We start from the raw sequence: 18028 nt of genomic DNA, 5'->3' as shown, positions 1-18028 counted from the left end.
TCCGGAGTCAGTTTCTCAGCGAGGTACATGTATACTACATTCTCACGTACACATCGTGCGATGGTACGTGACGATCTGATACCATCTAGCATCGCCTGTATCAGTACTTTGCAGAGTATCCTTGGATGATATGCGGGGTGCCCAGCACCCGCATATCTATCTTCGAACTCGCTGAAGTCGAGTTCTTCTACGAACGAATCTACCAGGTAGCAGATATGGTCAGAACTTATCATGTCTCTTATATCAGGTGGCAGCAGCCATGTCTGGTCTTTGGATGATTGGATGAATGCCATATTAGTAAATAAATTAATCTATAATTTATATTTATTTGTCTAATAGGTAAAAATAGGTTAACAGTGGTCAGAATTGTCGGACAGGCTGTTTAGCCAAGTGGTAGTTCACTTTTTAATGGACGGCCTGATTGAAATGTGGTTCAAAACCCGGTATATCCCGGTATTCAAAGCCCTTTTTAATCTGGTAGTACTTGGAATCAGTTTATATATAATCAGGCTCTACCTTATTAATCGAGGAGCAAATATTTTTTATTTTAAATTATTTTTTTAATATAGCCCAGACGACTAGTTATATAAAAACCACTGATTGACTGATGTTAATATGTTGAAAAAACCTGAATTGATGGCACCGGCAGGTGACATGAACTCTCTTATAGCTGCAGTGGAAAATGGAGCAGATGCAGTATATCTTGGTATGAAATCCCTGAGTGCCAGAGGGTATGCAAACAATTTCTCGAAGGATAAACTCACAGAAGCTATAGATTACGCCCATTTAAGAGGTGTCAGGGTATATGTGACACTTAATGTTCTCATAAAAGATAACGAAATTGAAGATGCTGTCAATATCCTCTATCACCTTCATGATCTCGGAACAGATGCAGTGATATTGCAGGACTTGGGGTTGATCTATCTTGCAAGAGAACTGGTACCTGACCTTCCTGTACATGCAAGCACTCAGATGACAATACACAATCTTGAATCAGTTCGGTTTTTGGAAGACATGGGTATAGAACGGGTAATACTTGCAAGGGAACTGAACCTTAAACAAATCGAGTACATCAGACATAACACAGATATAGGTATAGAAACTTTTGTACATGGAGCTTTATGTATATCCTATTCAGGGCAGTGCCTATTCAGCAGTATAATCGGTGGACGAAGTGGTAACCGGGGGTTTTGTGCTCAGCCCTGCCGTAAAAAGTACAGTCTTTACAAAAACGGAAAAATGATCGATACAAAAGGAGAATATCTGCTGAGTCCAAAGGATTTGAACACTGCAGAAATTTTACCCAAACTTATCAATACAGGAATTGATGCTTTCAAGATAGAAGGGCGAATGAAACGCCCTGAGTATGTAGCAGGAGTAGTATCTATATACCGGAAATTGATTGACAGGTATATGAAAAATCCATCAGGTTACACAGTATATGATAATGAATTAAAACAGCTTGCACAACTTTTTAACAGGGATTTTACAACTGCCTATCTTATTGGTAATCCAATATATGACCTCATTAACCCGGTACGCCCATATAACCGTGGGTTACCAGTGGGCAAAGTTATGGATTATAACCGCAGATATAAAAATCTGGAAATTAGACTTTCAGATACATTAAGTATTGGTGATGGGATAGGTATTGAAGGGATTGACGAAATCGGAGATACTGTGACAAATATATACAAAAACGTAAAGAAAACCGATAGTGCAGATGCGGGTTCGTTAGTAGCTATACCTTTTAAAAATAAGATAAAACCCGGCAGAAGGGTTTACAAAACCTTTGATAAAAATCTCAATGAATCCCTTGAAAAGACGTTCACATCTTCTGCACCAATTCGAAAAATACCGGTCACTGTTACTGTGAGGGCATCAGTCGGTTCATATCTTGTAACTCAAATGAGTGATGGAATAAATGAAGTTTTGGTAACATCTGATTATGTAGTTGAAAAAGCATCGAAGAAACCGACTTCTGAAGAACAGATTAAAAAACAGATTGCAAAGATGGGGGATACAGTATTTGACCCTTCAAAAATAACCATTCATTCAGATGAGAATATCTTCATACCAATTGGTCGGATAAATGCAATCAGAAATGCAGCAATATCTGGGCTTGAAAAAAAACGGATTGAAAAATGTAGACGCTTTCAAAAGGAAGGAGACGAATCCTACGAAAAACATTTAAAACCAGCACCAGTGACTTCTGATATTAATACCCCAAACCTTGCTTTAAATGTAAGTTCAATCAGTCAGATGATGGCTGCTATTTCTGGAGGTGCAGATATTATCTATTTTGAAATTTTAAAATACCGAAGTTTTGAAATTTTAAAAAACGACCTCCAGTATGCAAAAGAAACTGCACATAACTCAGGATGCAGGATTTATCTCAATACACCCAGTATAATAACTGACAACGAAATGGAGGATGTCATAAAAACACTTGATAAGGTAAAAAAGCATAATTTTGATGGGGTTTTGGTATCCAATACTGGAATTTTGAAAACAGCAAAAAAAATGGGGTTGTCCGTTATTGTTGATACACCATTAAACGTGTTCAATAAATTATCATTTGATTATATGCTCAGATACGGAGCTGAAAAAGTGACGTTATCCCCTGAGCTGACAATTGACCAGGTAAAAACAATATCATCGTTCGGACCGGCGGAATGTATCGTTCACGGTCCAATAGAGGTTATGGTATCTGAACACTGTTTTATTGGCGGTATTTTTGGAAATCATAAATCCTGTGGATCTCCATGCAGATCTGGAAAATATGAAATAGCTGATAGGAAGGGATTTACATTTCCAATGGAGATGGATACAAGTTGCAGGACTCATATTTTTAATTCAAGGGATTTATGTATGCTTGATAATATAGAAGAAATTCTCAACTCAGGTTTATACAGCATAAGAATTAACGCGGGAATGTATGAATCCTACCATGTTGCAAAATTAACAGGTATTTATAGGGATGCTGTTGACAGCAATACATCCCGTTATGGATGTAAAAATATATTGAGAGGGCATACCAAAGGACACTATTACAGAGGTGTATTATGAAAATATTCTTTTCGGGTTCTATACGCGGTGGGAGGAAGATGTTGCCTGTATACAATTGTATATGTAATTTTCTTCATAATCAGGGGTTTGAGATTATGAGCTGGCATGTTGTGGATACCACTCTGGAATATACCGAGTCAGGTATGAGAGAACAGGAAATTTTTAAAAGAGATATTGGATTGATAGAGTCAAGTGATATTCTTCTTGCGGAGGTAACAGTGCCGTCTATAGGAGTTGGTTATGAAATATGTCATGCAGTTCATGAGGGCATCCCTGTCATCTGTATGCATGATAGGGATGCAGATGTGTCTTCAATGGTTCTTGGAAATACCTACGATAAAATATCAATTGTTGAATATTCAGATGTCAGTGAACTGGAAACAATTATAACAGGTTCAATTGATTCAATATTATCTCAGTAATTTTTATATATCTCTTACACCTTTTTTACATTGATACTATGCCAGTAATACCAACAACACCAGAACTATCGGTTATAGTGATTGCAATTATAGCAGCAGTAGTAATGTATATATTGTTGAGATCCATCAAAAAACTTATTATTAATACTGTAACAGGACTCGTTGTTCTTATTGGTGCAAATATAGTATTTGGATTGGGTATAGCCTATACGTGGATAGTGTTCCTTGTATGCGCGATTGGTGGTATTTTCGGGGCACTGCTTATAATTCTGTTAAATTATCTTGGGATAGCGTTTTAAACTTTTTGTGCAACCGCATGTATCATATGTCTGGTGTATCTTTCACCCTTAAACTTTTTTTCAGTTTTCATATCCCTGATGTCGCTTATTTGAAACCTGTATTTTTCTAGAAGTAATTTGACCTCGTCTCTGGTAAAATAATGGTAGATTATCCCCTTGTTTCGAATAAATGTGTTTTCTTCGGGGTTTGTATTGTCACCTTTACCATACCTCATATCATCTACCCCAAAAGCCTCGAAAAAGAGAAAACCACCGGGAACCAGAACCCTAGAAAATTCAGATACAGTCAGTAACCGTTCATTTTCATACAGATGCTGCAGTACTCCCAGACATAATACTCCATTAAAGGATTTATCATAAAAAGGAAGATGGGTTGTTGTAGATACGCAGTAATGAGCACATCGGTTATTTTTTTCAATATATGATTTTGCATTTTTAAGCGCAGTAGGGGAAAGTTCAATCCCTGTAACATTATATAGTTTTGACAAGGGGAGCAGATGCCGTCCGTTGCCACACCCAGCATCCAAAATTTTACATTCTGGTGGAATTATGGAGCTTACCATCTCTATGGATCGTGGTCCACCCCATTTAACATGGGAATATTCCTGTTCCCATACTAGGAACTGGGATTTCAGGTTATCCCATCTGTTATCAGAATTCATAAATCAGGGACTGTATGTTGAAGCTTCTCTGAATCTTTTAACAAGGAAATCCTTTTCAAAAGATGAGAGGAACCATCCTGCTTTTGGACCTGATTTTTGTCCAAGCATTGTTATATAGATAGCTTTAAACAAATTTTTTGGGTTCGGATTCAGATACTCCGGGTTGGTATTGAGCATATCAGTCATTTTTGAATGTATAGTTGAACCCTTTTCTTTTGCCTGATAAACTAGATTATGGTAATCTTCACCGCTTAAATGACCTCTTTCTTCTATTACCTCTGCGAGTGCACCAAGGAAAGCTTTCTGTTCATCTGAGAGGGTTGCAGCTTTTTCAGGTAATTTATCCTTTACACTGAATTTCACAAAATCCGGTGCGTACATCTCAAGCCAGTTCTTTACATTATCTACAAGTTCACGTATACAATGTACATTGCTGGTGTCATATCCAGCGCGTTTTAAAATTTGCAGTATCTGGTCAAAGTTACCCCTGGCTACCTGATAGATAGTAACCATGTGTTTGAATGGAATGTCTGTATGGCAGATACCAGATGCATGTGACAAATCAAAAACCCGCTCATCAGCTTCATCCAGATCATCACTGGATTTTATACGCTCGAATTCATCAACCAGTGTTAATAACGGCAATCCCGGGTCAAAGGAAATATGTTTTTCAGGTTTTGTTTTGATAATCAGGTATCTCAAAATTTCGGGAGGTACTACCTTGAGCATATCAGAAATTGTAACCACTACTCCACTGGATGAAGACATAGCACCCTCTTTACCAAGCATGATCCACTCGTAGATTACCGGATATGGTGGTTCATACCCATAGATTTCCTTCGCTATCCGCTTACCAGTGTCATAGGACCCACCCTTTGAAGCATGGTCTTTTCCAAAAGGTTCAACTGTGACACCTAAAATTTGCCAGCGAGCGGGCCAGTCCACACGCCATGTAAGTTTTCCACCACCGGTCATTGGCACCGTACCTGAGTGCCCATTGGAACAGACAAAATCCACTGTCTCATTTTCAATATCATAACCGGTTACTTTTGTGGTGTTTATCCTCCCACACACGTTACATATCGGATTGAACGGACCCCATTCGGGGTTGGGTTCCTTCCCTGTTTCCTCTTCGATTATTCGTGAAATTTCATCTCTGTTTAAAAGGGCGGTTTTTATCGCATCAGTATACGAACCGCTTTTGTAGAGTTCGTCACCTTTGTATACTTTTGGATGGATTCCCAACCTACTTAAGGATTCAAGGAACGGTGTTAAAAAATGCTGTGCATAATTCTCACAATTACCGCAGGGACAGGGAATTTCTGATAATGGTTTTCCTATATGTTCTGAATAACTCTCAGGGAGAAATGGATATACCTTTCTCAGGGGATCATAGGTATCTGCGATATAGATAAGTTCTGTATCCCCGCCTTTATCAGTCAGTGTTCTATAGACTGCATCAGCGGTTACAACTTCTCTCATGTTTCCTATATGTATATGACCGGAAGGAGTTATACCGGTTGCAACAAGATGTTTGCCCCCGCGATTTAATGCTTTATCTGCTGCAACATCTGCCCAGTGTTTGATATCTGCCATATTGTTTCACCGATATTATATTTTTGAATATGAATTTAAATGAATAGGGTCGGCTGTATTAAATACTAATAATATATTAACTTTAATCCTATTAAACTATGATATATGGACAGCTTTCCTTATTATTATTTGATATAAATCTAATGCTAGTGATATCAGTGATGCAAATATTTTGTTCGTACATTTCCGAACCAAAAGTATTTAATAATAATCATGCATAATTAATTTTAATGACTCGTATCACTAATGGAATACATAATAACTCTCTCAGTGTTTTGGCAGATATTTTTGAATTGTATAAATTCAGAGATCCAGCAGCAGAAGAATTAAATTCAATGCTTGTGTTAATGGGCAATCAGGGACTAATGTATGATAATAAAACAATCGGAAATTTCAACCTGCAGTCCGAAAGCATTGAACCATTATCCAGAATACTCTCCTCGAACTAAAAATTATTTATTTTTTATTCTTTTTTTACAGTTTTAATATTTCTGGTATCTGTAATTCAATTACAGAATTACGTTTCTGAACTCATTTTCTTAAGATTATTTATTATTTGACATACTTATTTTCTATTGCTAGTAAATACTAGTTAGGAGGGGGACAGGGTTAATAATCAATTAGTTACCGTTCTCCCCCTGTTTGTAGATCTGGCTAAAGTAGTGGGGGTACAGGATTGTTTAATATCGATAAACCAGATGCAGATAGGAAAAAGTTTGATGAAATCGGGCAGAAAATATGGGAGTTGCACCTTGATCTTGTGGAATTAAAATCTCAGCTAGATGATCGGATTGTGACTCTTGATGAGAACCATATGCATCTGGGTTATGATAATAAAGTTGCAGGGGATATTGTTACCGGTCTGGACAATAGAACACCTAAAATTAATACCTATGAAAAATCTTTCAGACAAGTGCATTATACTGGACAGGATATGGATGCTGGAAAATTAAAACGGATTCATTTACCACTGGATTGAAAAACTTAAAAGCTTGTCAACATCTTCTACGAGCTTGTGGTTGTAGAAAAACTCATAATCCTTTATGATATGGTTTTGTAGGTCTATATTTTCCAGGAAACCGTACCAGTAAACAACCATTCCCTGACCGAATTTTTCTTCATACTGTTTGAATTGTTTCTTGAAATAATGTTTGTGCTCCCTTTCATCACCAAAAAGGGCTTTGCTTTCTATCCATTGAATATCTAAACCTTCAATAATCAGTGTATCATTCAATACAAAATCAGGTGTTTTTGTGTGTCCATAGTCACGAAGGTCATCTTCGGTATAATAATCCAGTTTGTTGTGTATTAGCCATTTTTCAATTATATCCTCACCCATCTGTCCCCTGATGCTCTGCATTTTATGGGCTTTGGGTGAATAATGATAATCCGATTCTATAACTTCTTTTATTTCTTTTTTTAAACGCGGTTTTGAAAGTGTATCCGGGTTACTAAATATTTGTTTTTTCGAATAGCCCATTTCTTTTAGCAAGATTGTTGCCATAAGGGATTCAGGAAGTTTATTTCTCTTTGCGATTTCCTGTATTGTATAACCTTTTTCCCATTCTTTTAGATGTTTGTGAATGTTTTTCTGTACCCTGGGTTGAGTCTTTTTGACCTTTGATACAGTTTTCTGTGACAGTATGGATGATATCACTCCTACTGGTTCCATGAATTTTTCAGCCAGTTCTTCAACATCATCAAAAATATCTATGGATTCGTATATATGTTGGTATCGTTTTTTCTCCATATTACCATTATTTATTCTGGTAGGAGTTTATATCAGTTTCGAGAAGAATACAATTATCACACTGTTTTTTTACACAGTATTTCTTTGCATATTCTACAATCAACGCATGATATTCCTGATAGAGTTTTACATCTACAGGGATTTTATTTTCAAAAAGTGTTTGAATTTGTTTATAATTACCTTTAACTCCAAGACACCCCATGATACGTTTTGTATAGGCATCAATTACGAATTTGGGTTTTTCAGCAGAGTACAGTATTATACTATCAGCAGTTTCCTCACCTATACCTTTTAATGATAGAAGTGTTGCTCTTAGTTCATCGATATCCTGGCTGAACACAGAATCAAGTCCGTTTTCAGAAAAGTAAGCAGCTACATTCTTCAATCTGGCAGCTTTTTGACGGTAAAATCCACAGCAATATATAAGTTCTTCTATGGTTTCGATATCTGTATTTGCGAGTGCTTTTTTATTTAAAAGGTTGTAATTTTTGAGATTGGATATGGCTTTTTCAACATTGGTCCATTTGGTTTGCTGGGTCAATATGGCACCTACGATTACTTCGAAAGGAGTATCTGCCGGCCACCAATATTGGGGTCCAAATTCATCCATAAGCTGGTGGTATATTTTCATCAAATCCTGACTTGAAATACACATTATTATTTCCAATATTCTTTTTCGTAATCATCGGGTAAATCAAGTTCCATGGATTCGTCTATACTTTTTCTGGATTTTTTGGAATTATTGTTCTCTGTATCCGAATCGATAATTTCATCACTGTTGCAGGACTGGATAACAGTCGTATTTTTATCAGATGTAACAACTTTTTCATTTATTTCTTCGACTTCGGTTATTTGTGACGAGTTAGCTTTGTTTTTAGTCTCAAGATTTCCTTTTCTCTTTTCCTCTGTATTTATAGTAAAATCCTGGTAACGGTTTTCTTCTCTTCTTGGGTCATTAATTTCTGGCATTTCATCAATTGTTTTACCCAGTTTCATGCGGACATTTTCTGCATAATTGTCCTGTACAGACTGGGCGCTTTTCCCTTCTCGGTGTGTATAGCGGTAACCAATCGTACAGTTTTCATCACCAGAACGCCAATCGATGTGGTATAGATGGCAAGCCTCTTTTTTGCATCCAGAATTTTTGTCCAGTGGACATACTTCAGGCAATGTCATGGTCAATCTAATCTCCTTTTTATTTTGGACAAATATATAAAATTATGTCTTTATTATATTTTATTCAACGAATCTGCGATTAGTGGTGCAACACTGACCACACTCTCAGCCTTTTCAATGGTATCAGTGGAGATGATATCACGGACACCAGCATTAAACAGCCGTAAAACTGCATTTTTTGCCAGAACCGGGTGTATACATGCAAGGTAAACATCATTAGCACCCTGTGACTTCAGTATTTTGATGGATTCTGCCATAGTACCACCTGTGGCAATCATATCATCTAACAATACCACATCCCTTCCTGTAACATCCATATTTTTTGTTTTGATGGATACTTTTTCACCTGATATCCTCTCCTTTTCAAGATAGTCGTATTCTATACCTGTTTTTGAGGACGCATTTTCAGCAAGATATATTGCACCGGAGTCAGGAGCAACTATCAACGGTTCTTTTAAATCAAGAGTTTCTATATGATTACCCAACAGGTATGATGCTTCAAGGTCGGTAGTGCTATTTGCATTGATGTATTCAAGTATACTTTTTTCGTGGATATTTACAGTAAACACATTATCTGCGGTAAGTGCTCTGGTAATTGCACGGGCACTGATGGCCTCACCACTTTTGAATTTTTCATCCTGCCTGCTATACCCCAGATAAGGTATAACCACATTGACCTGTTCTGCACCTTCGCAGGCATCAATTAATTGTAAAAGCGATATAAAATCAGAATCTGTATACGTACACTGTATAATAGCAATTTTTTCATTTTCAATGTTATCATCCAGGATACGTGTATACAACTCACCATCAGGGAACTTATCAAATTCACACAGGACAGGTTTACTGTTCATTTTTCCTGCAACTCGGGATGCAAGTAACTGGGATGCTGGTCCTCCTATAATTTTCAAATTTTGTACCTCTTATTTTTTGATTAACATATACCTTCAATTTTTATTTTGTACTTAGGTTGGTTTTTTATATAGATTCTGATTTGGTTTTTTCAACAACTTCAATATCTTGGATTTTTGTATGGGGATAGTTTCCAGTTTCATCTTTTTCAGCAGATTTAACCATGTCCCATATGGTAAGTAGAGCAGTTGAAACGCCATTGAGTGCTTCCATTTCAACACCGGTTTTTCCGACTGATTTAACTTTAACCCTAACTGTTATTGAGTCATCATTAACATCAAAGTCGATGTCAATACCAGTAATTGGTATGGGATGGCACATAGGAATAGTGTCAGATGTTCTTTTGACAGCCATGATGGCTGACACTCTTGCAGTTGCCAGTACATTTCCCTTTTCTATGGAACTGGAGCGTATTTTGCTGATTGTATCTTCTGTAAGTATTATTTTTCCTGAAGCAACCGCCAGACGTGTCACAGAATTTTTCTGACTGGTATCAATCATCTGCACTCTATCATCAATAATATGGGTAAACTCTTTTGCCAAACAACCACCCAATCAGGTATTAATCTATCCGTACATTCTTCCGCTGCTCATAGTCTTCAAGGGTTTCATCAAGTTTTCCGAGTAAATCTCTTGCTTCATGAAGGTTCAATTTGATAATTTCTTCATCTTCCCCATAACTTATTACCAGTCTTATTCTGTTCCTTTCGAGGTCTACATTGATTTTCCGTTCATATTTTTCCATTGAATCTCTCCTTTATTTTGATTTCATAACATCGCTAACCCTGTCAATAATATCAGTTGCAAGTAACCCAAAATCTTTTTCTTCAAAAGCCAGATCACCGGCAACACCATTTATAAACGCACCACAGGATGCAGATTCAACTGCAGGATTTACTGCAAACAGTGCTCCTATAATGCCAGCCAGTACATCTCCGGTACCACCAACTGTCATCCCTGGGTTTCCGGTCTGATTGTATAATACTTTTTCACCATCGGATATGATGTCTTCTTTACCTTTTAATATTGTCACAATATGATTGGTCTTTGAAAAATTCAGTACATCATTGGTACGTGAACTTCTATCATCAGGAATGTTTTTATTTTGAAGATATTCGAATTCTCCTGCATGTGGGGTAATTATCATGTTACAACAGGATTCGCGGATATTTTCAAAATCAAGTCCATAAAGCCCATCCGCATCAACTACAACTTTATTACAATAGGGAATCAGATTTGCGATTGTAGTTTTGCTTTTGTCATTACGACCGATCCCCATCCCCATTATAACCACATCATGGGATAGAATTAAATCTTTGATTTGGGGTATGTCTTCAGGACTAAGCATATTACTGGAAAGGGAATGCACTATAAGGTTTGGTGAAAAAGATGCTACTATATCTGCTACATTTTTAGGTGTAGCTATTGTAACAAGATCTGCACCTGCTCTCAGTGCAGCCAGTCCGGTAAGTCCAGGTGCTCCTGAATATGCACCACCACCGATTATCAGTATCTTACCGGAATTACCTTTGTGGCTGTCTTTGGTACGTTTTTTCAGCGCATTTAAATTACCCGTTCCTACCATGCTTTCAGCGTCTGAACAGATACCAATATCTATAACCTTGACGTCCTTCGTGTATCTGTTAATGTGTTTTGATTGAAGACCCGGTTTCATGCGGTGGAAGGTAAGTGTGACATCTGAAATTACAGATTTTTCAAAAGAACCACCGTCTGGGTCAAGACCGGATGGAACATCGACTGAGATTATCTTAGCATTTGAACTGTTTATCAGATCAATGGCGGTAGACTCTGGTTCCCGAATTTTACCTTTAACACCGGTGCCAAGGATTGCATCTATTATTACATCAGCGTTGATAATCCAATCCAGATTGGATAGCTGTGTTGAATCCGAAATTTCCAAGATATCCCTTATACCGCAATGTTTGAGTACCTGATAATTCTTTTTTGCATCATCGGTCTTTATATTGTCACTGCGACCCAGTAATATGATTTTAATTGTATAGTTGTTGTTCAATGCAAGATGTCTTGCCGCGACAAATGCATCCCCTCCATTGTTGCCCTTCCCCGCAATAACAACAATTGACCCGCTTTTGAACAGGTTTTTGATTTCATTTGCTATACCAGACCCTGCATTTTCCATAAGTTGGAGAGTGCTCAAACCGAAATATTCACAATTCTGATCGATTGCATTCATCTGTAAAGTTGTTATTGAGTACATAGTAACCAATATTTATTTATTAGCATTGTATTTATTGATTAATATTAGTTAATGTTTAAAGGGGTTTAACCGAAAGTTCCTTAATAAACAATTGTGTCCTGATATTACGAAGGAGGTACTGCACTATGGCTACCGCTAAGGCTGCAAATTCATCCACCAAAACTAAAGCTAAACCTTCCTATTTACCTGCTAAATCAAAAATTAAGCCAACATATCTTGTTCTTGGTAGTGGGAGCATTGGTTTTGCAGTAGCAAAAGAACTCAGGGAGCTTGATAAAGACCTTGTGATCATCGATAAAGATCCTGCCAAAATTGAAACCCTTAGAGAAGAAGAATATGAAGCTATCCAGGGAGATATAAGTAATTCAGAAACCCTTAATCAAATCAATGTCAGGAATCTTACTGCTGTACTTGTATTGAGTTCTGATAATGAATCCAACAAATCAGCCATAGAAAACATCAAAAAGCTAGTATCACCTGATGTCTATTGTGTGGCACGTGCATCAGATGTTATAAATAAAAAAGAAATGGAATCCAAGGGTGCTGATTATGTCATAATACCGTCAAGGGTTGTGGCAACGTCACTTGCAAGAACACTTGAACGTGCAGAATCCATGCGCAGGGGTACCAAATTAACCAGATGGTTGAAGGATATAGCAGATAAAAAACTCGGTATAGTGGTCCATGATAACCCGGACCCCGATGCCATTTCCAGTGCAATGGCACTTAAAGAGATCGCAAAAACCTATGGTATAGAAAGTACTATATTTTACCATGGTGAAATCGGTCATCAGGAAAACAAAGCCTTTGTGAATCTTCTGGATGTTGACTTGAATAGAATGGAGGAGAGGGATATTTCTGATTTCCAGAATGTAGCACTGGTGGATTGTGCAGTCCCCGGTTCCAACAATATGCTTGCTGAAGATACCCATGTGGGCATTGTACTGGACCATCACCCTGTAGAAGATGTTGAAATCGATGCGGATTATATCGATATCAGACCCAATATAGGGGCAACAGCTACAATACTTACCAAATACCTCCAGGAATTAAATATAGACATAACCAGTAATCTTGCAACAGCGCTGTTGTATGGTATAAGGACCGATACACAGGATTTCAAAAGAAATACAGACCCTGCTGATCTTTCAGCTGCATCATTCCTCTACCCACTGGCTGACCATGAAATTCTTGAGCAGCTTGAGCGCCCCTCAATAGCAACAGAAACTCTTGAGGTATTCGGAGAAGCAATTAAAAACAGACAGGTATTCGGAAGCTATCTCCTATCAAATGTAGGTGCAGTCAGAGACCGTGATACACTACCACAGGCAGCAGATTATTTGTTAAACCTGGAAGGAATATCTACATCTGTTGTGTTTGGAGTGTCCAAGGACAAAATCTACATTTCAGGACGGAGCAACGACATAAAAATCAATCTCGGAGATGTAATGAAGCGGGCGTTTGGTGAAGAGTCAGCAGGAGGACATGCAACAGCTGCAGCAGCACAGGTACCACTCGGAGTGTTCAGTGCTGCAAAAGACAGGCAGACCCTTTTACGCTTGGTCAATGAAGCTGTTGTTAAAAAGTTTTTAAGTGCTGTAGGTGTGGAAGAATCAGAAGATTGATATTTCTTTTTGTAAATTGTAGTCAACTGTTTGATGGGTAATTATAAATCAAATAAATTTCTACTAGGTATACAGTAATCCTTAACCAGTTATCCATTATAATCATAAAACACTGTACTGATAATCATGTCTGACGATAAACAACCAATGACAATTTCTGAAAAAATAATGTCCAAGGCATCGGGAACAGATGTAAGAGCAGGAGATTTTGTATTTGCAAGTATTGACAGTGCAATGACCCATGATATTACAGGTCCTCTGGCTGTAGAAGGGTTCTATAAAATCATGGAAAATAAAAAGGATCCAAAGGTATGGGACCCGAGTAAAATTGTAATCATTTTTGACCATCAGGTTCCTGCGGATTCTTTGAATGCAGCATCCAATCACATAATGCTCAGAAACTTTGCAAAAGAGCAGGGAATTCTTAATTATGATGTTTATGAGGGCATCTGTCATCAGGTCGTGCCTGAAAAAGGACATGTAAAGCCTGGAGACCTAGTGGTAGGTTCAGACTCTCACACATGTGCCTACGGATCAATAGGAGCATTTTCCACAGGTGTGGGTTCAACTGATATGGCAGCTGTGTTTGCTTCCGGGAAACTGTGGTTTAAGGTTCCTGAAACTATAAGGTTTGAAATCAATGGAGAATTGCCGGAAAAAGTGTATTCAAAAGATGTCATCCTTCATATAATTGGGGATGTAGGCGCCGACTGTGCTATGTACAAAACTGCTGAATTCGGTGGGTCGACTGTACAGAACATGTCGGTTTCAGAGCGCATGACAATGTCCAACATGGCAATTGAAATGGGTGGAAAGGCAGGAATTATAGAACCAGATGAAGTTACTGAAAAGTATATCCAGGAACGTATACCAGATTATAAACTTGACCCTGAGTGGAAGTCAGATACAGATGCGAATTATTCTGAAATCCGTAAATATGATGTATCCAATCTGGAACCACAAATCGCATGTCCGCACAACGTGGATAATGTAAAACCTGTTAGTGATATGGAAGGTACAAAACTGGACCAGATATTTATCGGCTCGTGTACAAACGGGCGATTTGAGGACCTTGAAATAGCTGCAAAAATCATGGATGGAAAGAAGGTTGCAGAAAATGTGCGTTTGCTGATAATCCCTGCTTCAAGGACCGAATATATGAAACTCCTGAAAGCAGGATATATTGAGCAGTTCATGGAAGCAGGAGCAATTGTAGAGTCACCCTGTTGCGGTCCATGTATGGGAGGTTCGTTCGGATTGCTCGGAGATGGAGAAGTAGGACTTGCAACATCAAACCGCAATTTTAAGGGAAGAGAAGGCAGTCCTGAATCTTTTGTATATCTGAGTTCCCCAGCTACAGCAGCTGCATCAGCTTTGACCGGAGAAATCACTGACCCCAGAAAAATCTGAATTATTAATTTTAAATATTTTTATGATGAGGGTTAAAATGTCTGAATCGAATGCAGACCTTTCAATATTGAATGAAATTTATGATATAATCCAGGACCGAAGGAATAACCCCGTTGAAAATTCCTATGTTTGCTCACTTCTCAATCATGATAAAGGGATAGATAAAGTCCTTGAGAAATTAGGAGAAGAATCAGTGGAAACTGTGCTTGCTGTTAAAAACAAAAACCATGAAGATATTGTTTACGAATCCTCTGATTTGATGTTCCATTTACTTATAATGCTTGCAGCAAACGGTATAGAACTTTCTGAAATTGCGGATGAGCTTAGGAATCGCCGTGGTTAATTAATATACAGCCAGTTCATGAAGGACATCGGTTTTTGAGACAAAACCTTCAGGTACTCCATTAATTGTTACAATCAATCCGCCAATGTTGTGTTTGTTGAAGATTTTAACAGCTTCATTCAGGGGTGTATCACCATCTACTGTTATAAGTTCTTTCGTCATGATATCCCTTACTTTAAGTGACATTTTTCCACTTGCAATGGCGTCACCTATGTCAGTAAACGTCACTACACCTACGATTGAGCCCTTGTCCTCAACAGGTGAGCCGTGGACATTGTTTTTTACAAATATACGTGCAGCCTCCTGCAGGGTAGCATTAACATTGACCATTACTGAATCCTTTGTGACATAATTTTTGACAGGGATTTTTGGTATTGAAACCATTTCTGTTATAGAAAAAAGCAGAGAATTGTTTGTATCATCTCGTCCTACGACTACTCCTCGTACAATAAGCTGGTTTACAGGTGTTGGACCGACTTGTAACTGGTCTCCTTCTTTGAAATCTCTTATATCTCCCAGAACTTTTATCATACCATTGCACAGTTCCGGGTGTCTTACCGTGGTAAAACTGATCTCTGCAGCAGTAGAACCTTCGACAAGTTTGCCGTTTCGATATACCTTAACAATTGCCTCTTTTTCCATTGATGGTATATTTAATGCTTCATAAGCTTTACCAGTTGCTTTATATCCACCTTTTGGCCCAGGTACACCTTCTACAAGCCCGAGTACTTTTAGAGACTGCATTTGATTACGTACAGTACCAGGATTTCGTTGTATTACCTCTGCAATATCTTCGCCTTTGATTGCGTGATTTTCCTGGCGTTGGAGATTGATTAACGCGATAATTATATCTTTCTGGATTGGAGTGAGTTCCATTCAACCACCGTTTGAATCTATATATAAATAATTAAAAGTTGTATAAATATATTTGCAACATATATCATTGATAATAATTAGGAATAGCTCGCAGGGATAAAAATATATGCTATTTTTATTATTAATTGGAGATAATATTTATCTTGTACAATATGTAAGATATCTATACATTTATAAATACTTAAAGGCTTTATAAATATATATTGCAGTATTATCATGGATAAATAACAGAAATTTAACAATTACAAAAGGGAAATTAAATATGATATTTGAAAAAATCCACTCTGTTCCTACATCAGACGAATTATTAGACAAAGCATTCAGACGAGCATCCAGAGCCAGACGTGGGAAAAAAATCAGAGATATTAAAAGTAACCGTGAAGCCTATGAATCCATGATACTAACATCTGCAAACATTCTTTCAGATAACCTTGCTAATATTGTAAGGCGTTTTCCAGATTTTGACGAATTATCGGATTTCTATTATGATTTAGCAGATATTATAGCAGGGGTGGATAAACTCAAAATATCGCTTGGTTCTATTTACTGGGCAAGTGAAAAAATACATGATTTGGGGAGAGAACGGATTGGCAAAATCCGCAGTAGTAATGACCCACAGACAATTCAAAAAGAAGTGTATGGTCGAATGTCCTCTATAATGAATTCCATAGACAAAGATTTAAAATTCTTAAATGAAGCAAGAAATACACTGCGAAAACTTCCGGATGTAGATGTCAATGAACCCACGATAGTAGTTGCCGGGTACCCAAATACCGGTAAATCCAGCTTCGTTACAATTGCTACTAAAGCACACCCTGAAATAGCAACCTACCCCTTTACAACAAAAGGAATATCCATAGGACATTTTACAAGGGATAATATAAGGTACCAGGTAATAGATACACCAGGTTTGCTTGACAGACCTATGTCTGATAGAAATGATATCGAATTACAGGCGGTCACGGCTTTAAAACATCTTGGTTCGGTTCTGCTATATCTGGTGGATGCAAGTGAAACCTGTGGATATACAGTAGATGACCAGAAACATCTGTTTGAGGAAATCAGGCAACAGTTCAAGATTCCGGTACTGGTAGTATCCAATAAATCAGACCTTCCTGAGTTCCAGGAACTTGGATTTGTGGATATGGAAATGTCCACCGTAACTCATGAAGGGGTTGATGAAGTTGTTGATAAACTGGTTGATATAATCGGGGCAAAACAGGATTTTTTCAGGAATGTATCAGAACCACTAAAATAATTTGTTAATAGAAACCTTTTATACGTTCTTTTTCTTAATTTTTTATCAACTCGTTAACGTTGTTTACACTGTATATTTTTTAGGAAATATGCGCCATTTTTATATCGACATAAGTTATAATTATATATTGAGTGGGGTTACCGATGAATCAGCTCAGTGAACTAAAATATCCTGGTTCAGCAGTTCTAAATTTAAAGCGACTGACTTCAACATCAGTATACCCTGCATCAATAAACAGATGCATAACCCCCTCAAAAAGTAATCAGATGTTATAGATGATAGAAAAGAAAAAGGAACAATTTATACAATTCAATCAAATCTAAAGGAGTGATTCATAATGGTAAAACACTACTATCCGGGACAGGATAAACTAAACGGCATAAATCTGGAA

The 18028-nt window shown here is 37.5% G+C and carries 20 protein-coding genes; 9 read left to right on the top strand and 11 right to left on the bottom strand.

What is annotated here, in order from left to right; all coding sequences use genetic code 11:
* On the bottom strand, positions 1–293 hold a 293-nt coding region (locus ACLFMM_RS05040; RefSeq protein ID WP_410807623.1), incomplete at its 3' end, for a transposase.
* A 322-nt stretch (positions 294–615) separates the two neighbouring features.
* On the opposite strand from ACLFMM_RS05040, the gene ACLFMM_RS05035 reads away from it, so the two are divergent.
* From ACLFMM_RS05035 to ACLFMM_RS05025, 3 genes are all read left to right on the top strand, one after another.
* On the top strand, positions 616–3069 hold the full coding sequence (locus ACLFMM_RS05035) for a DUF3656 domain-containing U32 family peptidase (protein WP_410807622.1): 2454 nt from the start codon (positions 616–618) through the stop codon (positions 3067–3069).
* Positions 3070–3164: 95 nt separating this feature from the next.
* Positions 3165–3491 carry a deoxyribonucleoside 5'-monophosphate N-glycosidase gene (locus ACLFMM_RS05030; RefSeq protein WP_410807621.1) on the top strand — a complete coding sequence of 109 codons (327 nt, stop codon included), beginning with the start codon at positions 3165–3167 and terminating at the stop codon, positions 3489–3491.
* Between the two features lie 38 nt (positions 3492–3529).
* Complete coding sequence (locus ACLFMM_RS05025) at positions 3530–3790, top strand: pro-sigmaK processing inhibitor BofA family protein (protein WP_410807620.1); 261 nt, start codon at positions 3530–3532, stop codon at positions 3788–3790.
* On the opposite strand, the gene ACLFMM_RS05020 is transcribed toward ACLFMM_RS05025, so the two are convergent.
* A complete protein-coding gene (locus ACLFMM_RS05020; protein WP_410807619.1) occupies positions 3787–4452 on the bottom strand; it encodes a methyltransferase domain-containing protein in 666 nt (221 codons plus the stop codon). The two genes, ACLFMM_RS05025 and ACLFMM_RS05020, sit on opposite strands and share 4 nt — an antisense overlap.
* A 3-nt stretch (positions 4453–4455) precedes the next feature.
* Positions 4456–6048, bottom strand: a complete 1593-nt coding sequence (lysS, locus tag ACLFMM_RS05015) for a lysine--tRNA ligase (protein ID WP_410807618.1) — start codon at positions 6046–6048, stop codon at positions 4456–4458.
* Between the two features lie 230 nt (positions 6049–6278).
* On the opposite strand from lysS, the gene ACLFMM_RS05010 reads away from it, so the two are divergent.
* Both ACLFMM_RS05010 and ACLFMM_RS05005 read left to right on the top strand, forming a co-directional pair.
* On the top strand, positions 6279–6497 hold the full coding sequence (locus ACLFMM_RS05010; protein ID WP_410807617.1) for a hypothetical protein: 219 nt from the start codon (positions 6279–6281) through the stop codon (positions 6495–6497).
* 227 nt (positions 6498–6724) lie between these two features.
* Complete coding sequence (locus ACLFMM_RS05005; RefSeq protein WP_410807616.1) at positions 6725–7027, top strand: hypothetical protein; 303 nt, start codon at positions 6725–6727, stop codon at positions 7025–7027.
* On the opposite strand, the gene ACLFMM_RS05000 is transcribed toward ACLFMM_RS05005, so the two are convergent.
* The 7 genes from ACLFMM_RS05000 to ACLFMM_RS04970 all read right to left on the bottom strand — a co-directional run bounded on the left by ACLFMM_RS05000 (position 7013) and on the right by ACLFMM_RS04970 (position 12125).
* Positions 7013–7798 carry a C15orf41 family protein gene (locus ACLFMM_RS05000; RefSeq protein ID WP_410807615.1) on the bottom strand — a complete coding sequence of 262 codons (786 nt, stop codon included), beginning with the start codon at positions 7796–7798 and terminating at the stop codon, positions 7013–7015. The genes ACLFMM_RS05005 and ACLFMM_RS05000 overlap by 15 nt on opposite strands.
* 7 nt (positions 7799–7805) lie before the next feature.
* Positions 7806–8429 carry an endonuclease III domain-containing protein gene (locus ACLFMM_RS04995; RefSeq protein ID WP_410807614.1) on the bottom strand — a complete coding sequence of 208 codons (624 nt, stop codon included), beginning with the start codon at positions 8427–8429 and terminating at the stop codon, positions 7806–7808.
* Positions 8430–8455: 26 nt separating this feature from the next.
* Positions 8456–8980 carry a hypothetical protein gene (locus ACLFMM_RS04990; RefSeq protein WP_410807613.1) on the bottom strand — a complete coding sequence of 175 codons (525 nt, stop codon included), beginning with the start codon at positions 8978–8980 and terminating at the stop codon, positions 8456–8458.
* A gap of 47 nt (positions 8981–9027) precedes the next feature.
* Positions 9028–9885 (bottom strand): ribose-phosphate diphosphokinase, encoded by an 858-nt coding sequence (locus ACLFMM_RS04985; protein WP_410807612.1) that lies wholly within the window; start codon positions 9883–9885, stop codon positions 9028–9030.
* Positions 9886–9952: 67 nt separating this feature from the next.
* Positions 9953–10429, bottom strand: coding sequence for a cyclic pyranopterin monophosphate synthase MoaC (gene moaC, locus ACLFMM_RS04980; RefSeq protein WP_410807611.1), 477 nt, complete (start codon positions 10427–10429; stop codon positions 9953–9955).
* Positions 10430–10448: 19 nt separating this feature from the next.
* Positions 10449–10631, bottom strand: coding sequence for a hypothetical protein (locus tag ACLFMM_RS04975; RefSeq protein WP_410807610.1), 183 nt, complete (start codon positions 10629–10631; stop codon positions 10449–10451).
* A 12-nt stretch (positions 10632–10643) separates the two neighbouring features.
* On the bottom strand, positions 10644–12125 hold the full coding sequence (locus tag ACLFMM_RS04970) for an NAD(P)H-hydrate dehydratase (RefSeq protein WP_410807609.1): 1482 nt from the start codon (positions 12123–12125) through the stop codon (positions 10644–10646).
* A gap of 125 nt (positions 12126–12250) precedes the next feature.
* On the opposite strand from ACLFMM_RS04970, the gene ACLFMM_RS04965 reads away from it, so the two are divergent.
* From ACLFMM_RS04965 to hisE, 3 genes are all read left to right on the top strand, one after another.
* Positions 12251–13750, top strand: a complete 1500-nt coding sequence (locus ACLFMM_RS04965) for a DHH family phosphoesterase (RefSeq protein ID WP_410807608.1) — start codon at positions 12251–12253, stop codon at positions 13748–13750.
* A gap of 126 nt (positions 13751–13876) precedes the next feature.
* Positions 13877–15160, top strand: coding sequence for a 3-isopropylmalate dehydratase large subunit (locus ACLFMM_RS04960; protein ID WP_410807607.1), 1284 nt, complete (start codon positions 13877–13879; stop codon positions 15158–15160).
* Positions 15161–15197: 37 nt separating this feature from the next.
* Positions 15198–15503, top strand: coding sequence for a phosphoribosyl-ATP diphosphatase (hisE, locus tag ACLFMM_RS04955; RefSeq protein ID WP_410807606.1), 306 nt, complete (start codon positions 15198–15200; stop codon positions 15501–15503).
* Here the strand turns inward: hisE and ACLFMM_RS04950 are convergent, their stop codons facing one another.
* Positions 15504–16379, bottom strand: coding sequence for a CBS domain-containing protein (locus ACLFMM_RS04950; protein ID WP_410807605.1), 876 nt, complete (start codon positions 16377–16379; stop codon positions 15504–15506). It lies immediately after the preceding gene.
* Between the two features lie 262 nt (positions 16380–16641).
* On the opposite strand from ACLFMM_RS04950, the gene ACLFMM_RS04945 reads away from it, so the two are divergent.
* Positions 16642–17637 carry an NOG1 family protein gene (locus ACLFMM_RS04945; protein WP_410807604.1) on the top strand — a complete coding sequence of 332 codons (996 nt, stop codon included), beginning with the start codon at positions 16642–16644 and terminating at the stop codon, positions 17635–17637.
* Positions 17638–18028: the final 391 nt, after the last annotated feature.

The sequence above is a fragment of the Methanohalobium sp. genome (genome assembly GCF_046546175.1).
Lineage (GTDB): Archaea > Halobacteriota > Methanosarcinia > Methanosarcinales > Methanosarcinaceae > Methanohalobium.
Note: the sequence above shows the minus strand (reverse complement) of the source record. Positions and strands in the feature narration are given on the sequence as shown.

Excerpts from the sequence above, each read along its gene's own strand:
- ACLFMM_RS05035 (WP_410807622.1), top strand. The coding sequence starts at position 616 with ATGTTGAAAAAACCTGAATTGATGGCACCGGCAGGTGACATGAACTCT.
- ACLFMM_RS05030 (WP_410807621.1), top strand. The coding sequence starts at position 3,165 with ATGAGCTGGCATGTTGTGGATACCACTCTGGAATATACCGAGTCAGGT.
- ACLFMM_RS05025 (WP_410807620.1), top strand. The coding sequence starts at position 3,530 with ATGCCAGTAATACCAACAACACCAGAACTATCGGTTATAGTGATTGCA.
- ACLFMM_RS05020 (WP_410807619.1), bottom strand. The coding sequence starts at position 4,452 with ATGAATTCTGATAACAGATGGGATAACCTGAAATCCCAGTTCCTAGTA.
- lysS (WP_410807618.1), bottom strand. The coding sequence starts at position 6,048 with ATGGCAGATATCAAACACTGGGCAGATGTTGCAGCAGATAAAGCATTA.
- ACLFMM_RS05010 (WP_410807617.1), top strand. The coding sequence starts at position 6,279 with ATGACTCGTATCACTAATGGAATACATAATAACTCTCTCAGTGTTTTG.
- ACLFMM_RS05000 (WP_410807615.1), bottom strand. The coding sequence starts at position 7,798 with ATGGAGAAAAAACGATACCAACATATATACGAATCCATAGATATTTTT.
- ACLFMM_RS04995 (WP_410807614.1), bottom strand. The coding sequence starts at position 8,429 with ATGAAAATATACCACCAGCTTATGGATGAATTTGGACCCCAATATTGG.
- ACLFMM_RS04975 (WP_410807610.1), bottom strand. The coding sequence starts at position 10,631 with ATGGAAAAATATGAACGGAAAATCAATGTAGACCTCGAAAGGAACAGA.
- ACLFMM_RS04970 (WP_410807609.1), bottom strand. The coding sequence starts at position 12,125 with ATGTACTCAATAACAACTTTACAGATGAATGCAATCGATCAGAATTGT.
- ACLFMM_RS04965 (WP_410807608.1), top strand. The coding sequence starts at position 12,251 with ATGGCTACCGCTAAGGCTGCAAATTCATCCACCAAAACTAAAGCTAAA.
- ACLFMM_RS04960 (WP_410807607.1), top strand. The coding sequence starts at position 13,877 with ATGTCTGACGATAAACAACCAATGACAATTTCTGAAAAAATAATGTCC.
- hisE (WP_410807606.1), top strand. The coding sequence starts at position 15,198 with ATGTCTGAATCGAATGCAGACCTTTCAATATTGAATGAAATTTATGAT.
- ACLFMM_RS04950 (WP_410807605.1), bottom strand. The coding sequence starts at position 16,379 with ATGGAACTCACTCCAATCCAGAAAGATATAATTATCGCGTTAATCAAT.
- ACLFMM_RS04945 (WP_410807604.1), top strand. The coding sequence starts at position 16,642 with ATGATATTTGAAAAAATCCACTCTGTTCCTACATCAGACGAATTATTA.